Source organism: Clostridium pasteurianum BC1 (assembly GCF_000389635.1).
Lineage (GTDB): Bacteria > Bacillota > Clostridia > Clostridiales > Clostridiaceae > Clostridium_I > Clostridium_I pasteurianum_A.
The window spans coordinates 3,238,474-3,257,995 of record NC_021182.1; the positions used below are offsets into that span (position 1 = coordinate 3,238,474).

Annotated in this window: 22 protein-coding genes; 10 read left to right on the top strand and 12 right to left on the bottom strand. The window is 28.2% G+C overall.

Annotation, left to right across the window (positions count from 1 at the left end):
- Nucleotides 1–104 precede the first annotated feature (104 nt).
- Nucleotides 105–1,610 carry an exopolyphosphatase gene (gene ppx / locus CLOPA_RS15315; RefSeq protein ID WP_015616338.1) on the top strand — a complete coding sequence of 502 codons (1,506 nt, stop codon included), beginning with the start codon at nt 105–107 and terminating at the stop codon, nt 1,608–1,610.
- Between the two features lie 339 nt (nt 1,611–1,949).
- Nucleotides 1,950–2,639 carry a TerC family protein gene (locus CLOPA_RS15320; RefSeq protein WP_015616339.1) on the top strand — a complete coding sequence of 230 codons (690 nt, stop codon included), beginning with the start codon at nt 1,950–1,952 and terminating at the stop codon, nt 2,637–2,639.
- A 177-nt stretch (nt 2,640–2,816) separates the two neighbouring features.
- Here the strand turns inward: CLOPA_RS15320 and CLOPA_RS15325 are convergent, their stop codons facing one another.
- Nucleotides 2,817–3,314, bottom strand: a complete 498-nt coding sequence (locus CLOPA_RS15325; RefSeq protein ID WP_015616340.1) for a D-glycero-alpha-D-manno-heptose-1,7-bisphosphate 7-phosphatase — start codon at nt 3,312–3,314, stop codon at nt 2,817–2,819.
- A gap of 277 nt (nt 3,315–3,591) precedes the next feature.
- Between CLOPA_RS15325 and gloA2 the strand changes: the two genes are divergently transcribed.
- A complete protein-coding gene (gene gloA2 / locus CLOPA_RS15330; RefSeq protein ID WP_015616341.1) occupies nt 3,592–3,978 on the top strand; it encodes an SMU1112c/YaeR family gloxylase I-like metalloprotein in 387 nt (128 codons plus the stop codon).
- Between the two features lie 53 nt (nt 3,979–4,031).
- Here the strand turns inward: gloA2 and CLOPA_RS26830 are convergent, their stop codons facing one another.
- Nucleotides 4,032–4,247 carry a hypothetical protein gene (locus tag CLOPA_RS26830; protein WP_431602556.1) on the bottom strand — a complete coding sequence of 72 codons (216 nt, stop codon included), beginning with the start codon at nt 4,245–4,247 and terminating at the stop codon, nt 4,032–4,034.
- A gap of 703 nt (nt 4,248–4,950) precedes the next feature.
- Nucleotides 4,951–5,118 (bottom strand): Spo0E family sporulation regulatory protein-aspartic acid phosphatase, encoded by a 168-nt coding sequence (locus CLOPA_RS24480; protein WP_015616343.1) that lies wholly within the window; start codon nt 5,116–5,118, stop codon nt 4,951–4,953.
- Nucleotides 5,119–5,798: 680 nt separating this feature from the next.
- On the opposite strand from CLOPA_RS24480, the gene CLOPA_RS15345 reads away from it, so the two are divergent.
- Entirely contained in the window at nt 5,799–6,179 is a 381-nt protein-coding gene (locus CLOPA_RS15345) for a type II toxin-antitoxin system death-on-curing family toxin (protein WP_015616344.1), read from the top strand.
- Nucleotides 6,180–6,288: 109 nt separating this feature from the next.
- Here the strand turns inward: CLOPA_RS15345 and queC are convergent, their stop codons facing one another.
- Nucleotides 6,289–6,966 (bottom strand): 7-cyano-7-deazaguanine synthase QueC, encoded by a 678-nt coding sequence (gene queC / locus CLOPA_RS15350; RefSeq protein ID WP_015616345.1) that lies wholly within the window; start codon nt 6,964–6,966, stop codon nt 6,289–6,291.
- A gap of 111 nt (nt 6,967–7,077) precedes the next feature.
- Nucleotides 7,078–7,494 carry an acyl-CoA thioesterase gene (locus CLOPA_RS15355; RefSeq protein WP_015616346.1) on the bottom strand — a complete coding sequence of 139 codons (417 nt, stop codon included), beginning with the start codon at nt 7,492–7,494 and terminating at the stop codon, nt 7,078–7,080.
- A gap of 560 nt (nt 7,495–8,054) precedes the next feature.
- On the opposite strand from CLOPA_RS15355, the gene pyk reads away from it, so the two are divergent.
- On the top strand, nt 8,055–9,473 hold the full coding sequence (pyk, locus tag CLOPA_RS15360; RefSeq protein WP_015616347.1) for a pyruvate kinase: 1,419 nt from the start codon (nt 8,055–8,057) through the stop codon (nt 9,471–9,473).
- A 385-nt stretch (nt 9,474–9,858) separates the two neighbouring features.
- Here pyk and CLOPA_RS15365 read toward each other — a convergent pair whose 3' ends face one another.
- Nucleotides 9,859–10,449, bottom strand: a complete 591-nt coding sequence (locus CLOPA_RS15365) for a DedA family protein (protein WP_041710920.1) — start codon at nt 10,447–10,449, stop codon at nt 9,859–9,861.
- 620 nt (nt 10,450–11,069) lie between these two features.
- Between CLOPA_RS15365 and CLOPA_RS15370 the strand changes: the two genes are divergently transcribed.
- Complete coding sequence (locus CLOPA_RS15370) at nt 11,070–11,795, top strand: ABC transporter ATP-binding protein (RefSeq protein WP_015616350.1); 726 nt, start codon at nt 11,070–11,072, stop codon at nt 11,793–11,795.
- Nucleotides 11,788–13,398, top strand: a complete 1,611-nt coding sequence (locus CLOPA_RS15375; protein ID WP_015616351.1) for a putative ABC transporter permease subunit — start codon at nt 11,788–11,790, stop codon at nt 13,396–13,398. The genes CLOPA_RS15370 and CLOPA_RS15375 overlap by 8 nt, the downstream gene beginning before the upstream one ends.
- Nucleotides 13,399–13,487: 89 nt before the next feature.
- Here the strand turns inward: CLOPA_RS15375 and CLOPA_RS15380 are convergent, their stop codons facing one another.
- On the bottom strand, nt 13,488–13,901 hold the full coding sequence (locus CLOPA_RS15380; RefSeq protein ID WP_015616352.1) for a hypothetical protein: 414 nt from the start codon (nt 13,899–13,901) through the stop codon (nt 13,488–13,490).
- Between the two features lie 265 nt (nt 13,902–14,166).
- On the opposite strand from CLOPA_RS15380, the gene CLOPA_RS15385 reads away from it, so the two are divergent.
- Nucleotides 14,167–14,697 carry a DUF2383 domain-containing protein gene (locus tag CLOPA_RS15385; protein WP_015616353.1) on the top strand — a complete coding sequence of 177 codons (531 nt, stop codon included), beginning with the start codon at nt 14,167–14,169 and terminating at the stop codon, nt 14,695–14,697.
- A gap of 53 nt (nt 14,698–14,750) precedes the next feature.
- Here CLOPA_RS15385 and ybaK read toward each other — a convergent pair whose 3' ends face one another.
- The gene (gene ybaK, locus CLOPA_RS15390) at nt 14,751–15,230 is read right to left on the bottom strand and encodes a Cys-tRNA(Pro) deacylase (RefSeq protein WP_015616354.1); all 480 of its coding nucleotides are present in this window, start codon (nt 15,228–15,230) and stop codon (nt 14,751–14,753) included.
- 275 nt (nt 15,231–15,505) lie between these two features.
- Here ybaK and CLOPA_RS15395 point away from each other — a divergent pair, with 275 nt between their 5' ends.
- Nucleotides 15,506–16,252: a DUF3298 and DUF4163 domain-containing protein gene (locus CLOPA_RS15395; RefSeq protein WP_015616355.1), complete on the top strand. Its 747-nt coding sequence runs from the start codon at nt 15,506–15,508 to the stop codon at nt 16,250–16,252.
- Nucleotides 16,253–16,441: 189 nt separating this feature from the next.
- Here the strand turns inward: CLOPA_RS15395 and CLOPA_RS15400 are convergent, their stop codons facing one another.
- The 4 genes from CLOPA_RS15400 to CLOPA_RS15415 form a co-directional block, all read right to left on the bottom strand.
- Complete coding sequence (locus CLOPA_RS15400; RefSeq protein WP_015616356.1) at nt 16,442–16,987, bottom strand: pyruvate kinase alpha/beta domain-containing protein; 546 nt, start codon at nt 16,985–16,987, stop codon at nt 16,442–16,444.
- Between the two features lie 146 nt (nt 16,988–17,133).
- Nucleotides 17,134–17,565 carry a TipAS antibiotic-recognition domain-containing protein gene (locus tag CLOPA_RS15405; RefSeq protein WP_041710921.1) on the bottom strand — a complete coding sequence of 144 codons (432 nt, stop codon included), beginning with the start codon at nt 17,563–17,565 and terminating at the stop codon, nt 17,134–17,136.
- A gap of 144 nt (nt 17,566–17,709) precedes the next feature.
- Nucleotides 17,710–18,378, bottom strand: a complete 669-nt coding sequence (locus tag CLOPA_RS15410; protein ID WP_242834206.1) for an HAD family hydrolase — start codon at nt 18,376–18,378, stop codon at nt 17,710–17,712.
- Nucleotides 18,379–18,504: 126 nt separating this feature from the next.
- Nucleotides 18,505–19,050 (bottom strand): GNAT family N-acetyltransferase, encoded by a 546-nt coding sequence (locus tag CLOPA_RS15415; RefSeq protein ID WP_242834207.1) that lies wholly within the window; start codon nt 19,048–19,050, stop codon nt 18,505–18,507.
- A 98-nt stretch (nt 19,051–19,148) separates the two neighbouring features.
- On the opposite strand from CLOPA_RS15415, the gene CLOPA_RS15420 reads away from it, so the two are divergent.
- Nucleotides 19,149–19,460, top strand: coding sequence for an MGMT family protein (locus tag CLOPA_RS15420; RefSeq protein ID WP_015616359.1), 312 nt, complete (start codon nt 19,149–19,151; stop codon nt 19,458–19,460).
- Nucleotides 19,461–19,522: the final 62 nt, after the last annotated feature.

Genomic DNA, 19,522 nt, shown 5'->3' on the forward strand with positions numbered 1-19,522 from the left:
ATTTATGTTGAATATAATTATTTTATGAAATAATATATATTATAACAGAGAAAGATTATATATATATTAAAATATATAAATTTATTCATACAAGGAGTGACTTTATGAACAAAAGGATAGGTATAATCGATATAGGATCCAATTCAGTACGCCTTTTGCTTGCAGATATAGGTGATAAAAATTCTATACGCATAATAAATGAGCTTAAAGAATACTTACGACTTGGAGATGGACTTGATGAAAATAGAATATTATCCGAAGAAAAAATCGAACTAACCTTAAAAACATTAACTACCTATAAAAATATATGTACTGCTTTTGAAGTTTCAGAAATAACAGCAGTAGCAACAGAAGCCATAAGAAGCGCTAAAAATCAAAGGGAATTTTTAGATAAAATAGAAACCAGTATAGGGTTAAAAATAACTGTTTTAACTGGCATAGAAGAAGCCTATTATGACTATTTCAGCACTATAAACAGTATGACTGTAGACAATGCTCTTATAATAGATATTGGCGGAGCAAGCACTGAGCTCATACTCGTAAAGCATAGAAAACTTATGAATAGCATTAGTATTCCATTTGGAGCAATAAATTTAATTAAAAAATTTGAAATTAATGATATACTGGAAGAAGATAAAGAGAGTATACTTAAAAATTTTTTAATAAAGCAATTTAATGATTTAGAGTGGCTAAAGGAAGCTAAAGGATATACTCTAATAGGCATTGGTGGAAGTATACGAACACTAGGTAAAATCCATAGAAAATCTATTAATTATCCTTTAAACCTAATGCATAATTATCACATGAAAAACACAGATATTATATCAATTTATAATTTAGTAAAGAGTAAAAACAACGCTCAAAGAAGAAAAATCAAAGGCTTATCCAGTGATAGAGCTGATATTTTTGTAGGTGCTGCCGCTGCCATTTCAACCTTAATAGAATTCTGTTCTATTGAAGATGTAATTATAAGTAGAAATGGCATAAGGGAGGGTTTACTTTATAGCCATATATGCAAAGACAATATTCCCATAAAAGATGTACTTGATTTTTCTATCAATACCTTATTAATGAATCATAATAGCAATTTCAGACATGCTGAGCACATATATCATTTAATGAATTCTTTATATAGTGATCTTAAACCATTAATAAAAAGTTCCTGCAGCCTACATAATATTGTAAAGACTTCTGCCATGCTGCACCACATTGGCTCAAATATAACTTACTATTTTCATTATAAACATTCTCTATATATGATACTCAATTCACAGATCAATGGACTTTCTCATAGAGAACTAGTGATGAGTGCCTGTATAACAGCAAGTCATAGAGATGATAGTTTTCCAATTAATTATTCTGAATATAAAACAATAATTACTAAGGAAGATTTGGAAACCATAAGACAATTAGGATTATTACTGAGACTTGCCGAAAATCTAGATAAAAGTATGATTTCAATAGTAAAAAATATTAAATGCATTATAGATGAAGATACTGTAATAATAAAAACCATTTCTAATGCCATGCCTACTCTTGAAATTAAAGAAGCTTTAACTTCTGCTGATGAATTTAAAGATATATTTGGCAAAAAATTATATATTGTTTAACCTCAGTCTCTGAAATTATTGATAAGACTTAATTTGCTTTATGTAAACATCACCCCCTTAACTAGGATTACTTGTCTAATCTTAGTTAAGGGGGTTTGTACTGTTTCTTGTTACTGAAGTATCTGAATTTATTCAATAATCTTATTATATAAACACAGGTTTTTAATTATTACTATAATTGCCTTGTGAACTACTCACCACCTATAGAGGATTGAAGAATTCTGAATATTAGGTTAAAATAAATAATTTATTTTTATTACATTAAATTACTTATCTATAATATAATTATATATATACATTTTTATATCTATAATATAGAGCCATTTCGGGAGGAAAATTATGGATCATTATATTTTAATTATTAGCGGCATAATAAAAATCACTCTATTAGATATGGTATTAAGTGGAGACAATATAGGCATAATAGCACTAGCTACAAAGGATTTACCCTTAAAGCTTGCAAAAAAAGCTTCTTTTATAGGAGTTATTTTTGCGATTGTTTTAAGAATAATATTTTCCTGTTTCATTACATACATTTTAATGATTGAAGGACTCCCAATTAAATTAGTTGGAGGTATTGTACTCATAATAATAACCTTTGACTTTATTAAACCAAAAAATAATAATACTAAATTAAAACAAAAAAGTGTACATGGTTTTTGGCGTGCTATTTACAGTATTGTCCTTGCAGATTTAACTATGAGTATTGATAATGTACTAGCCATAGCAGGCAGTGCAAACGGTAATATATTTTTGATTGTTTTCGGTCTTCTCATAAATATTCCAATAATATTTTTAGGAAGCGTATATGTAGCAAACATTATGAAAAAACATCCTTTTGTAATATACATAGGTGGTGCCATACTTGCCCACACTGCTTTTGATATGTTTTTACATGATAAATTAATGCTTCAAATAATCCCAGAATTTTTTGTATTATATATCCCATATGCTGCAGCAATTATTATTACAGCCTATGGATATTATGTTACCTCCTCAAATAGACATAAATTAAAAAAGATAGCTTAAATTTAATAGAAGAAGTCTCACTAAAAAACTTCTTCTACTTAGTTTTATTTGATTAAATTGTAATTTTAATATATTTCATGATAATATTCACAAGTAAATGTAATGCTTGAATAGTCTAATTCATTAAATATTAGTATAATTGTTGTGAAAATGATATACAAATTTTATCCATTTATACTAATTGATTATATTATTAACTATATCATATAAATTTTTCCCATTAACATCGGCATCAACATTAAATTTACCTATTTTTCCGGTTTTACAGCCAGCTCTTTTTCCAGCCTCTATATCTGTATCTCTGTCACCTATCATATAACTTTCTTTAAGATTAATGTTATACCTTTCTGCTAATTCCAATATCATTTTAGGTGACGGCTTTCTACACCCACTATCTAAATGATAGTCTGGGCAAAATTTTATCTCTCTAATATTGCAATAGGGTCTTAGCATTTCAATCATTTTCTCGTGAATATTATTAAGTTGTTCAACAGTGATATGTCCAATCTCAATTCCTCCCTGGTTTGTAACTACAAATATTTCAAATTCATTTTCCTGAGCCTTGCTTAAGGCTTCTTTCACTCCTTTATAGAGCTTAAAATCTTCAGGTTTATTTATAGGTTTTTCGTTCTCATTTATAACTCCATCTCTATCTAAAAATAAAGCTTTGTTCAATTGTATTCACCCTCTTTATATTTAAAAAGACTATTTGCTTTATACCGTATATAATAACTATAAGCTATAATATTATTCTCTAAAATAGTTACTATTATGATATTAGGTCATTAATAAATATTGTACAGGATATATTACTGAAGTATAAATTCCACTGTAATATTATAGCGTTTTAAGTAAAAAATACTATTATAGAAAATATTATCAGGATATGTTATAATTACAAATGTGACCTATAATCTTAAATATACGAATGAAATAGGAAAGGATACTTATTATGAAATTCAATAGAATAAATCATGTAGCTATAATCTGTTCTGACTACTATAAATCTAAAAAATTCTATGCGGAAATTCTTGGTTTTGCCATAATCCATGAGACCTATAGAAAAGAAAGAGAGTCTTATAAACTGGATTTAAGAGTTGGAGACTTTGATCAGATTGAATTGTTTTCTTTTCCAAATGCACCCAAAAGGCCAAGCTATCCTGAAGCCTGCGGTCTAAGACATATTTCTTTTGAGGTAGACAATATAGAAAATACAGTTCAATATTTAAAAGATAAGCTGATAGTAGTAGAACCCATAAGAATAGATGAATTTACCAATAAAAAATTTACTTTTTTAAGTGATCCTGATGACCTACCTATAGAAATTTATGAAAAATAAAGAAAGCATTTTATAAGAAAAGTGCAACTTAACACAACTACACATTATGTTCATTATTCCACTATAAACTTGACTGCATCTTCATAACATTTAACTTTCTTCACGGTAAAATACTTGTAGTACCTGCAATAATCTGCAAGGTTTATAACTGGATTAGCAGTTTGTCCACTTAGTACTGCTTTTACTGATTGGCTACTATTAGAACTAGCTGTTGGTACTACTCCAAAAGATGCACAAGTTCTTGCTGCTACTACATATTTATATTTCACAGCACAATATGTCATTACAATTCAATGTGCAAACTTACATATTGTTTATTTGAGCCACCTTTTATTATGTTATACTGATTGCAATAGCAAAATATCAAAAATCAAGTATATATTTGATAAATATATTGCCTAAAATTTATAATATTTATATTTTCATTCTCTATCCAATAAATAACATATGTCTACTACTATGATATATAGCAATGCCAATTTATAAGTCATGTAACAGTTGACTTATTTTTAATTTAATATAAATTTAATTATAATTTATATTAAATTAAAAATACGGATTTATAAAACAAAGATACAATAGAGCTTCTATCATTTTTTATTGTTGTTCATAAATATTTATACATAAAGTAATTTAATAGCATAAAGTATTATTCAAGTCTTTATTTTGATCCAACAATTTTATTAAGTTTTATATTAAATTATATTTTTAATATAAACAGAGTTCTTGGCATCAGGTGGAGTTTTTATTCCATCCGATGCTTAGAAATCGTTATCCAGGGACGTAGCCACTCTTTACTCCCACTTTGAAGAAAAGCAGAGAACCAAAATCTTAGATTTTGTGTGAATCGCTTTCACAGAGTGCGATGGGAGTATTAGAGTGGATAGTCATCGGATAAATCTATCTTCTTAAAAAATTTATAATAAAAATATAACTTTTCTTTTGAACTCTCAGTTATTTTATCTATAGTATTTAACTACTTCTAACATATTGAACTATTGTAATATCAAGTTCTTCACTAATATGCAAAATTTCCTCATTATTAAGATTATATAAATTATTATCAATGCATTTGTTAAGTTTTTCTCTTAAAAGCTCCATTCTTCTCGCGATTTTTAATTTACATTCCAAATTTTCCAAAAAAATCACTCCCTAAATGTATTTTTTATAATGTTTAAATGTTCATCTTTAGCAACATTGTAACAATACAAAATTGAGTTGGTCTATTGTATAAAATTTGTAATATTTATATTTTCCTCTAATGTAAAATAATAACATACATATAATACTATAATATATCATCATGATATTTATAAGTTATGAAATGGTTAATTCATTTTTAATTTTTAGTTAAATCTAATTAAAATTTTCATTATAATTGATATTATATAAAAAAATATGAATTTATCTGATGACTAGCCGCTGTAACTGTAGATTTGTATTTTAATACCTCTTAAAAAATAAAGTTTATTTCAAATTTATTATTATTTTTTAATTTCTCTTAAATCTATTCCCAAGTATATCGTCTGTAAAAGGCGTCTTTATTTATAAAGGTTTGTAAATATATTTAATAACTTTTATATACGCAAATATTATAATAGATTTTTAGTCTATACAGGCGTATCTTTTAGGACGTATTAAAAAATGATGTAAATCATACACACAGTTGACATCATCTTATTACAATACGATAATATCTTTTAAAAAGATAACTTTATTTATTATATGAGTAAAGAAGCTTCTTCAGAAGAAGAAAAGATAGATACTATTGCTGATAGAATATTAGAAGAAAATATGGAAGCATTTAAGGAATTAGCTAAATGAAGTATAATTCAAGTGAATATGTTTTAAAACTTCATAAAAAACTTATAACAGCTATAGGTGGATCAAGTGAATTAAGAGATATAGAATTGTTAAAATCATCAATAGAAAATTCAAAAGCAACTTTTAATGGAGAAGATCTTTATCCTACTCTTGAAGATAAATGTGCAAATATTTGTTATAGTATGATAAATAATCATTCTTTTGTAGAGAGAAATAAAAGAATAGGAATATATGTAATGCTTATATTATTAGAGTATAACGGAATAAAATTAAGATTTACTCAAAATGAGTTAATTAACTTAGGGTTAGGAATAGGAAAAGGAGATTTTAAACAAGAGTATATAGTATTATGGGTTAAAAATCACTATACTAAATAAACGTGTATAGTGATTTTTTATTTAATGCGTAATATCCTACATTTACGAATTAAAATAATGATCATATCTAAAAATTGAAAGTTAAAAAGTTAATACATAATTTTCTCAACTATTTCTCCATATATTTTACTGGATCTTTATATCCTGCTTCCTCAAAAGCTTTAATTCTTAACAAACAGCTGTCACAATTTCCACAGGCATTTTCATATCCATTATAGCAGGTCCAGGTCAAAGAATAATCTACTCCTAATTTCATTCCCAGCTTTATTTCTTCAGCTTTTGTCATATTCATAAAAGGTGCATGTATTTTTATAGGTTTATTATCTTCAACTGCACATACTGTTCCTTTATTGATTGCATTTTCCATGGCATCTATAAATTCTTTTCTGCAATCTACATACCCGGAATAATCCACCTGGCTTACTCCTATAAATATATCCTGTGCTCCTACAGCTTCAGCATAGGAAGCTGCATAGGATAAAAATATCATATTTCTTGCAGGTACATAAGTAACAGGAATATCTGCCCTATTCTCATCTCCATCTGGAACTTGTATATTGGAATCAGTAAGTGCTGAACCTCCCCATGCATTCATATTTGTATTTACAATAATATGTTCTTTTATATCTGCCTTTTCTGCAACCTTTTTTGCAGACTCTATTTCCTTCTTATGTCTCTGCCCATAATTAAAGGAAATAGCATAAACTTCAAAGCCCTGTGATTTTGCCAGATACAAAGCTGTGGTTGAATCTAAACCACCTGATAATAAAACAACTGCTTTTTTCATTTTATCCCTCTTTTACTTCATAAAATCTTAATTTATTATATCTAATAACTATTATTAGTTCAATGCTTGCATTTTTTAATTCCTAACTATCAATTAATACAAATTGAATATTTACATTAACTTTTCAAATAACTTCCATACCTCTGGATATTTCTTCTTAATATTAACTATTTTAAATTCCTTGCTATTTACAAAGGCCTGGGTAGTTCCTCCCTTTGCCAGAAGCTTTTTATCACTATTCCTGAACACATCATAATTAAAAACTACCTTTACCCCACTTATCTCAATAACTGAGGTCTTTATTAAAATCTCATCACCATATTTTGCCCCTTCTAAGTATTTACAATGAGTTTCAACCAAAGGCATCATTATTCCCATATCCTCAAGTTCTTTGTATGTAATATCTAATTTTTCTATGTACTCATCTCTTGCTACTTCAAACCATATATAATATCTAGAATTATGTACAATTCCCATTTTATCTGTTTCAGCATACCTGACTTTAAGTATTGTATCATTAATAAACATAAAATACACCTCCTAAAAATATCATCCTATAAATAAAATTTTTTAAGACTATTTAATAAAATATGTTTTAAAATCCTTTTATCTGTAAAAGCTATAATATGATTTTATAATTGTATATACATTAATAGAATTAATTAACACAAATAGTATACCATAAAATATTTTTATACAAAATTATATATTGTAGACTTTGTTAAAAAATGAACATATGAAAAATTTTAACATTAAATTATTGAATATGAGCATTATATGTTTTATTATAGACATATGTATTTATATGTTAAATTTTATAAATTGTATATAAAAACTTTACATATAATCGCATAAAAATCAACTTTTGGATTTGTAAACAATGCTTATAAAAATTTATATTATATATTAATGGCAATTTTCAATAAATAATTAATGACATAGTTCATCTATTACATGCTCGATTGATGTAAAATTATAAAGTTAAAAAAGTACATTGATAATATTTTAACTATATTTCGTTATACTTTCATCAAATAAACAAATTCTAAACTTTATACTTAAAATCTAGTGGATAAGGAGATTTTATTATGCAAAAAACAAAGATGATTTTTACTATTGGCCCAGCCAGTGACACAGAAGAAACTCTAGAAAAACTTATAAATATTGGTATGAATGTAGCAAGACTTAACTTTTCTCATGGCACTCATGAGAGTCATAAAGAAAAAATGGATATTATCAAAAGACTTAGAGAGAAACTTAATAAACCCGTTGCAATTATGCTTGATATTAAAGGCCCTAAAATAAGAACTCATAATTTTGAAAATGATAAAGTGTTAATAGAAAAAGATAATAAGTTCGTATTCATATGTGGGAAAGAACTTCTTGGAAATAAAGAGAGATGCTCTGTTTCCTATGACCAGCTATATAAAGATGTGAAAGCTGGGGGAATGTTACTTGTAGACGATGGTCTGCTGGAATTAAGAATAGATTCTGTTGAAGGTAATGAAATTCACTGCACAGCTCTTAATACAGGTTACATTGGAAGCCACAAAGGTATAAATGTGCCAAATGTATCCATAGGTCTCCCTGCTGTTACTGAAAAGGACAAATTTGATCTAATATTTGGTTGTGGGCAGGAAGTAGATATAGTAGCTGCCTCCTTCATAAGAAAAGCTGAAGATGTGTTAGATGTGAGAAGAATACTTAATGAAAATGGTGGAGAAAAAATTCAAATAATACCTAAAATAGAAACCCAAGAAGGTGTAGATAATATTGATGCAATAATTAAAGCTGCAGATGGAATTATGATTGCAAGGGGAGATATGGGAGTTGAAATTCCACTTCAAAGAGTACCTATTATTCAAAAAATGATAATACAAAAATGTAATAAAGCTGGCAAACCTGTAATAACTGCAACTCAAATGCTGGATTCAATGATAAGAAATCCAAGACCAACCAGAGCAGAGGCCTCAGATATAGCAAATGCCATATTTGATGGAACAGATGCCATAATGTTAAGTGGTGAAAGTGCAAGTGGTGATTATCCACTAGAGGCTGCTGGCACTATGTCTAACATAGCCAAGGAAGCTGAAGCAAATATAGATTACTCTGACGCCTTAAATAGGAGAAAGGAAAGTAGTATAAGCAATGTATCAAATGCTATAAGCCTAGCTGCCTGTAATACTGCCCAAGAACTTAAGGTTGCTGCAATCATAACCTCAACTCAAACTGGCCATACCGCTAGAATGGTATCTAAATATAGACCTGAATGTCCAATCGTTGCAGTTACACCAAGTGAAAAAGTGGCTAGAGCTCTTTCCTTAAATTTCGGAGTTAAAGCAATAGTATCCAACAAATTAATCTCTACAGATGAACTAATTGAAGATGCAGTAAAAAAATCTCTAGAGTCTAATTATATAAAAAAAGGTGATTTGGTTATAATTGCTGCCGGAATACCTGCTGGTACTACAGGTACAACAAATATGATGAAAATCCAGCAAATTTAAAATAACAAAAAGGGACTGTCTCAAAAGGAATAAATATTCATTAAATTTGAGAACGGCCTCATTTGTTTATTAAAAATCAGATTTTAATAATTATTTTTAATAGTAGAATAGTTAAGAAGCTGTCTCGCTATGCATGATAAGCATTGTGAGACAGCCCATTTTTCTTTAATTTACATTAATAAATATTACATTTTTATACGTTCTATTTATGTTTCTTCGTTTTTTCCTGTCTATTTTTTTCATAGTCACTTTCAGAATCTAAAATGTTTTTATCGTTCTTTTTATCAGAATTGCTTCTTTTAGACATATGTAGCACCCCTTTCTCAACTGTATAGTTTCCAATAGGAGTACATATTATACCAATTATTATCCAAAAACAAAAATATCATGAATTCTTTTTGTAATACTTATAAATAAACATTATCAATATTATAATCACTAAAACTATAGCTATTAAAATAACATACCTTCTTATATATGCATGAAATCTATGCCATCCACTACCTAAGGCTTTTCCAAGTGTTATAAATGTAAAACTCCATAAAAATCCACCTATATATGCATTAATAGCAAATTTTTTAAAGGATATTTTAGTAATACCTGCAAAATATCCCGTTATATGTCGTACACCTGGTATGAAATAAGAAAAAATTAAAAGCTTGCTGCCATATGTTTCAAACCAACTGGATACCTTTTTTAATTTTTCAGGCTTCATATGTACATATGATCCATATTTATTAAAAAAATTTGCTCCAAGAGTTTTTCCTATAATGTAGGAAATAGTTATACCAATAATTGCCCCCAGTGATGAAGTCAATATACTTATACTCCAGCTAAGTTTTCCTCTATAAACAAGATAGCCACAATAACTCATAAGAGTTTCCCCTGGAAGTGGCAATGCTATTAATTCAAGTAACAAGGATAAAAATAATGCAATATATCCATATTGATCTAATAATAATTTTACTGATTGCAAAATATTTCCTCCAGTAACATATTTAAAACTTTCACTTTTATAATCATTTCTCTGAAATTTTAACTTCACCATTTTAAAACCGAATAAAATTCTTTTCAAATATTCATATTATACCATATTTTAAATACTACTATAGCATTTATTTTTGTACTATTACATTCATACACGTTAATTTTCAATAAATATGCTTCATTCTTTTTAATTATCTAGTTTTTTCTATTAATATCAATGAATCTTACTCAGTGGGAATTTGTACTCCCACTGAGTTTAGATGAATTATCCAGGAACGTGTCGCTGTTATCTTCACCTTGTAAAAGTGGAGTGTTACAGCGACTAGTTATCGGATAAACAGAGTTCTTGGTATCAGGTGGAGTTTTTATTCCATCTGATGCTTACTAACAGAGTTCTTAGTATCGGTATTTATGATACTTAGAAATCGTTGTCCTTTAGGGTAAATCGTTATCCAGGGACGTAGCCACTCTTTACTCCCACTTTGAAGAAGATAGGAGTATTAGAGTGGGTAGTTATCGGATAAATATTTGACCTGAATAAAAATTTATAATATCTTATATATATGACTTAAAATATACTAAAATTAAAAATGAGGGGAGCTTGTTACAATGATAGAAATTCTAGATGTTAATAAAAGCTACAACAAAACTAACAAAGCCGTAGATAGTTTAAATCTAACTATCAATGATGGAGAAATTTTTGGATTTTTAGGCCATAACGGTGCTGGAAAAACTACAACTATAAAAATGCTTACAGGAATTCTAAAAAAAGATTCTGGATATATTGGTATAAATGGTATAGACATAACTGAAAAATCTCTTGAAGCAAAAAAACAATTTGGATATGTTCCTGATAATCCTGATATATTTTTGAGACTTAAGGGCATAGAATATCTAAATTTTATGGCAGACATGTATGATGTAAGCAATGAATTAAGAAAAGAAAGAGTCAAAAGTTTAAGTGAAAGATTTGAAATGACCACTGCCCTTGGAGATAAAATACAGAGTTATTCTCACGGTATGAGACAAAAAATAGTAATAATGGGTGTACTTGTACACAGTCCATCTACCTGGATTCTTGACGAACCAATGACCGGCCTTGATCCAAAATCATCCTTTACCCTAAAACAGATGATGAGAGAACATGCTGATAGTGGTAAAACCGTGTTTTTCTCAACCCATGTACTTGAAGTAGCTGAAAAGCTATGTGATAGAGTTGGAATAATAAATAAAGGGAAATTATTATTTTGTGGAACCTTGACTGAAATGAGAGAACATTTTAAAACTAATGAATCTCTTGAAGAAATGTTTTTGGAGATGACTGGCCATGAGTAAATTATTTATTTTAACTAAGACTCTATTAAAAAATAACGATAATCCTTTTGAGTCCGGCTTTAACAAGAAAAGAAAGTTTGGAATGATAATTCTTTTAATACTATGCTTTCTACCCTTAGCTTTTGGATTTGCAGCCTCAACAGTATCTTCTTATGATGCTCTGGCAAAGCTTAATCTTCAAGGTGCACTTTTAGGCTCTAACCTGGTAATTTCCTGTATTGTAATGATTGTATTTGGTTTTTTCTACATCATGAGTGTATTTTATTTTAGCAAGGATATAGATACATTACTGCCACTTCCTTTAAAACCCTATGAAATACTTGGAGCAAAACTAGCCATAATTATTTTATTTGAATATTTTGTAGAACTTGTAACCTTACTTCCAACCCTTATAGGTTTTTGCTATAAGGCTGGAGATGCAATTTTTATTATTTATGGAATAATTATATTTTTAACTTTGCCTATAATTCCAATTATAATTTGCAGTCTAATTATTATGCTTATAATGTCCTTTACAGATTTTGCTAAGGATAAGGATAGATTTAAATTCTTATCTGGTATGGTAGGTATAGTTCTTGCAATACTTATAAACGTGTTTATGAGAAAAGTCAGCGGTCCAAATGCCATCATTACTTCACTTAAAGATAACAGTGATATTATCAATAGGGTTACCACTGCTTTTCCATCTACCAAATTAGCTGCTTTAAGCCTTTTAAATTCAAAAAATATTTCTGGCTTATTAAATTTACTTATATTTTTGATAATTTCAGCACTAGCTCTTATTATATTTGTTATAGCAGCACAGAGTCTATATTTTAAAGGTGCTATTGGAATTTCAGAAAGCAATTCAAAAGGTAAAAAATTATCTGATAAGGAGTTCAGTAAATCTTCAACTCAAAGCTCTAAATTGAGATCCTATGTAATAAAGGAATGGAAATTATTATTTAGAACCCCTGCTTATTTGCAGAATTGTGTACTTGGAGGTGTAGTTTTCCCACCAATAATGCTTTTAATAATATTATTCAGCAATGGCGGTATGTCTAAAGATTTAAACCTACCTATGAACCATATATTTTTATCTGCAGCCGCCAACGTACTACTGGTTGCCACAAGCTTTAATATGATATGCTCCACAGCTATATCCAGAGAAGGTGAAGGTTTTTTCACAATTAAATATCTTCCTATCTCCTACAAAGAACAAATTCTAGCAAAGGTTCTTTTAGGAATAATAGTAAGCATTATATCTGATATACTAATGTTAATAGTTGCTACTATAGTATTTAAAATTAATTTTTTAATGATAATTATGTTGATTATTACATCTATAATAGGAATAATTTTCTATTCCTTCTTGGGAATATTTATTGACTTAAAATTCCCCAAACTGGACTGGGACAATGAAGCAAAAGCAGTAAAACAAAACTTCAATGGTCTTATTGTAGTACTTGCTTTGTTGGTAACTGCTGCACTTACAATAATAGTTCCAATTGTATTAAATCTGAATTTAATTATAACTTTTATAATACTTATTATTTTCTATTCTATATTGGCCTTTTTAACATATAATTTAGCTCTAACCAAAGGTGTGGAGTTTTTAGACTAAAAATAGCTAAGGAAATAATACTTATATTCTATATAAAATATATTTTTAAAACTTAGTGGAAATAAATTAATATCTCCACTAAGTTTTTATTAATTTTTATTTAACATTTTATGCCTTTTTATATCTGCTTCATATATGTGTATGCTGCTTAAATTTTTCTTGGCCTCTTCTCTAAGATTACACCAAGACTTTGGTACATTATTTCCCGTAGAAAAATCTATCATATTTTTATCTTTCAATTCACTTTTTACATCATTTAATGAGGGACAATTTTCAAATAATTTTGGAGCAAAAGCTATACATGCATCTAAAGTTGAATTGGGATCATCTCTATCTCTTGGAATCACAGATCTTATATTTCCAAGTCGTTTTATTTTTTCTTCATCATATTTTGCCTCATACCACCTTTTCTCACCTTCACCTTGCAGAATTTCTACATATATGTCTTCCAATCCATCTTTGCTTTCATGACCTATTAAAAGTATTTTAGAATATGCAGCCATAATTATTCTCCTCCTAAGATATATCACATTAATTATTATTTAATTAAAAAATACTAATAATAAATAATTGAAATTATATATTACAAAAATCATTAAAATAAACTTCTTTAATTTGATTATTATAATTAGTTTGTACAACATTTATCTTTTTATTTTTATATATTTAATTAAAATTATGAAAATTTTTCCTGTACTATACAGCATTACATAACATAAGTTATTCATTATATGAGCATATTATTAATGTGAAAGGAAGTGTTTTTATATGCCTACAGGTAAAACAAAGCAAAATATTGTTAATAAAAAAAATAATTTCTATCATATTCCTAATGTTTCTAATTTAAAGAAAAAAGAAAAAAATGTTAGTATAAAAGAACTAAATGCTGTATTGAAGGGTGAGTACATGGCTATTGATTCCTATGAAAAGTATATAAAAAATATAGATGATTCCAACACAAAAGCTGAATTTCAAAAAATACAAAAAGAACACAAAAGAAATTCCATTAAATTATCTGAAAGAATCCAAACTTTAGGAGGAGTTCCTGTATCCAGTGTAGGTGTAACAGGTAGAGTTGTAGAAACTATATCCAATGTGAAAAATATAGGCACAAAAAAACCTTTAGATTATCTAAAAAAGGCACAGCATGGAGAAGATATGGGTATAAAGATTGTTTCTAAAATTGTAAAAAGTGACTTGGACGAGGACAGTTCAAAATTAGTTGATTCCATGCTAACTGAAGATAAAAATCATATTAATACACTTGCTGGAATGATATCAACTTTTGAACAGCATTAATTTAATAAACTGTCCAAATATTTTGGACAGCCTCTCTTCTTATGATTTTTCTTTTAATGTTTTATGAAATCTTTAAATTCACAATTTGTAACTTCAGCAAGATCCTCAGTAGAAATTTCAATTTGTGTACCTATCTTTCCACCACTTACAATTATTTTATTAATATCTAAAGCACTAATATTAACAAAAGTTTTATAATCCTTTTTCATTCCTATAGGTGAACAGCCACCTCGTATGTATCCCGTTAATTTCATTATATCTTTAACTGCTATCATTTTAATACTTTTTTCTCCTGCACATACTGCCGCTTTCTTTAAGTCTATTTCCTCTTCAACAGGAGTAACGAATACATATATATTATTACTGCTTCCCTGAAGTACTAAAGTTTTATAAACAACTTTAGGATCTTCCCCAAGTTTATTGGTTACTGAAATTCCATCTATTTTACCATCTGAGCTATCATAAGTGATAATATTATATTCAATTTTTTTTCTATCTAAAATGCGCATGGCATTAGTTTTAATATGTGACATAAATTCCTCCATTATATCAATTTGACACTTTTAAATCTGCAAAACTAACACATATTCAGATAGCATTTACTACCATCAAAATATGCGTCACAGCTTTGACTTACTATACATTCTCAGATATCTAATTACCGGATATCTAAGAAACTTATTAATAAAAGCAACTTTTTTATACTTGTAACATATTCTAGTTAGTGGCTTAGATACGTAAAAAATAATTAAAAAATATTGACACATATACGTTAATCTTCTTTACAATATCTTAGGGGGTGTACATTATGAATCATAAACATAAAGAACATAATAATCCTACTCGTTCTCAACTTCCACCGGATTATTATCCAAAATATTACATGTATAGAAACGATACTGCAAACGTGAAAACCCTAACTGCCACTTCACAGCCACTTAATTCAGAAAATTATAAAATACACGAATATCTAAATATTCCAGTACTAAGCGGAGATTTTAATCCTAATGTTATAAATTACATTAATAATAATGTAAAAAATGACATTTTAGAATTCAAAAGTCAGATGGAAGCAGCTGCAGATGAAAATGCAAAAGCTATGCAGCAGGCAGGTAAACCAGTAATTCCATTCCAAATTTCAAACAACTATGTAGTAACTTATAACAAAAATAACCTTTTGAGTATTTCTTTAATCTACCAGCAATATATAAATGGAAGAAATAGTTATATAAGAACATCCTATAATTATAATCTTCAAAATGCCAGATCTATGCCTTTAGGAGATCTATTTAAACCTGGTTCAAATTATATATCTGTATTAAACAGTAAAATAAGGTCAATTTTACAGAGAAATCCTCAAGACTACTATCCTAGTACCGCCAGCAATTTTAAAGGCATAACCGAAGATCAACCTTACTATTTGGATAATAATAACCTTGTATTGTTTTTTGGCTTCAATGAAATTGCTCCAGTTGCTTCCGGAATACCTTTGATAAAAATTCCTTTCTCAGAATTAAGTGATATATTGAACCCCCAGCTTTTAAGAAGTATATAAGGCATATTCAAATAAATAACTCTGCTTTTTCTCTATATGATATAAATCACTACATTATCAATGAATCTTACTCAGTGGGAGTTTGTACCCACACTGAGTTTAGATGAATTATCCAGGAACGTGTCGCTGTTATCCACACCTTGTAGAAGGTAGAGTGTTACAGCGACTAGTTATCGGATAAGCCTATATTTACCATTCTGCCGGTTTGCAAATAATTTCTTTTACTTTAGTCCTCAATATATCTGCTCCATGAGACGGCCTTATTATTATTGCTGTATCAGCTCCACGTCCAGTACCTGATATAGCAATAATATCTTCACCATAGGGTATAACTCCGCCATCCAAAGCCATAGTACTTATTTCAACACCCACTTTGACACCCTGACCAAGCATCCTTAATGAATTTGCAATTATCTCCACTGGTAATATACCACCAAATTTACTTGAAAGGCTGCGTTCAGCCCCTGAAAGTATATGGCTGGATGTATATATTACAAAACCATATTCCTCTAACTCTTTTCTTTTTTCCTCTGAAAGTTCCTGAACACCATTTTCTGCAAAACCATTTGCATGAGTAACTACTATAACTTTAATACCACAATTTTTAAGATAAGTAGGCACTTCTCCCTTACTTGTAGCAACCACTATATATTTAATTTTTCTTTCTACAGCAGTCTTTATAGCAAGCTTTACAGTCTCCTCTGTGTTCAATCTGCCTGGATTTTCAAAATACATACTAAATCCCTCCTGTTTATACTATTTCTTACATTATACATCTATATTGGGAACCGTAAAGAAATAACCAATCATTTCATATACTTTAAATATGTTAAAGCGCAAAGCAATTAGAAAAAAGCAGGCCTTAAACCTGCTATACAAATCTACTCATTATTTTCTGATCTATAACAATATATTTCTATGGCCTCACTTAAAAATTCAGCTAAGCCTTCCTTTCGTTGGTTAATTTTTTCTCTGAAATTTTCGTCTTCTATATATAATTTTCCAAGAGCTCTAAACATATTTAAATTACAATTGTAGAAGCTGTCACTATAGTACTTTCTTAATTCCTCAATAGCTTGTTGAACTTTTTCATGTGCAGGTGATTTATCCATTAAAATAATTATATCTTCATATATATAATTTAATCTTTCTCTAAGGCCTTTCCAATCTTCTTTAGTATATTTAGATACTTTTTTATAGATCTCCTTATAAACACTATTCATGTATTTTTTCTTTTCAGCTTTACTCTGTTCTTTATTATAGATCTCCATATATGCCTTATCAAACAATACGAATATATCATCTTTTTTCATACCATACCACCAACCACCACTTATTTAAAAAATAATACATATGTTGCAATAAATTATATTCATAATATAATATTCTATTTTGGTAAGGCATCTAAATACCATTTATTAAATGACCAATTTTAATGGCAACTTATATATCACATTTTATAATATTTCTAACAACTCATCTAATGAATCTATATTATAATCACTGGAAACATTAATTTTTTTATTCCATCGTTTTATTAAAACAGAAGTAATACCCATTTTTTTAGCACTTATAACATCTTCATCAGAATTTCCCACTAATATTATATCCTTATTTGGAATATTACAATAGGACAATGCCTTATTTATTATAATGTCACATGGTTTATAGGATCTAACATCACTGGATATTATAAATTCATGAAAATAATGATGTATATTCAAAGCCTGTAATTCTTTAATTAATATATCTGAATCAGAATTACTAAATACAATTAATTTTATTTTTCTTTTTCTCAGTATATTTAAAACTCTAATAACATCTTCATAAAGATATGATTGATTAATATAAAGTTCTTCATAATAGTGATGTGCTAAATTACTTAAATCTTCTATATTTAATTTCAAAGCCGCTTTTTTAAGTGATATTTCCAACATATCCTTCACACTCAAAAATTCATCTTCCTGTACATTGTAATATAGTTCATCATAATTTTCACTTATTACTTTAGCAATTTTATCACCTTGAGAATTTTTATATTTACTGGCTATATATGAAAACAAATTTGGAGCGCCTACTAAAGTTCCACCTATATCAAAAAATACTATTTTATCTAGATTTTCCATACCTTCCACATTTCATCATCTCCATTATTGAAGTCTGTTCAGTATTATTACTATGTGTAATTTCAAATCTTATTATATATATTTAACCATACATGAGATATTATTATCAATACATAAAATATTTCATTATTTTTTGCTAAAGGCAGACATAATTATTTCATCATAATATTTACCTTCTTTAAATATTTCATTTTTTAAAATACCCTCTACTTCAAAGCCGCATTTTTCATAACATTTCTTAGCTCTTTCGTTAAATGAAAAAGTATTTAATCTTATTTTATTGATATTCATATCTTCAAAAATAAATTTCATAAGCACTTTCATAGCATCTGTGCCATAACCTTTACTCCAATAATCCTTATCTCCTATCATTATTCCCACAACGGCCACACGAGTTAGCCAATTCACTTTTTGAATGCCGCAGCCACCTATATATTTATTTGTCTTTATATCCTCTATAGCAAAATTATATTCACCACTTTCACTGCCCTTTTGAGCTTTAACCCAAGTTTCTTCTTCCCATAAACTCATTGGAAAAGGAATATTAGTAACTAAAAACTTTTTAAGTTCCCTATCATTGACAAACTTCATTGCCAGCTTAATATCTTCTTCTTTGTAAGCCCTCAAACAAACTTTTTCTCCACAGTACATATATATTATTCCTCTTTTCATTTTAAACTTTTCTGTTATTATTAATAGTATAAAAATAGCCTATCATATAATAGGGCTAATAAAAAGTATTTTAAAGATTTTCAGGAAGGTGCACCATTGTGGAAAAATATTTTGATACAGTATATAAAATTGTAGCTAAAATACCAAGAGGGAAAATTGCTACTTATGGATTAATAGCGGCATTACTTGGAAATCCAAGAAGTGCCCGTATAGTTGGATATGCTATGAGATCTGCTCCAAGAGATCTTAACCTTCCCTGCCACAGGGTTGTAAATAAAACTGGGGAATTAGCAGCTGATTATATCTTTGGTGATAAAAAAATACAAAGAGCTATGTTGGAAAATGAAGGCATAACCTTTAACAATAATGGACATATTATTGTAGAAAAGCATTTATGGGATGGTAAATAAAAATTTTTATGTTTAAATGCCAAAAAATTAGAGTCACATATTCATGACTCTAATTTTTAAGT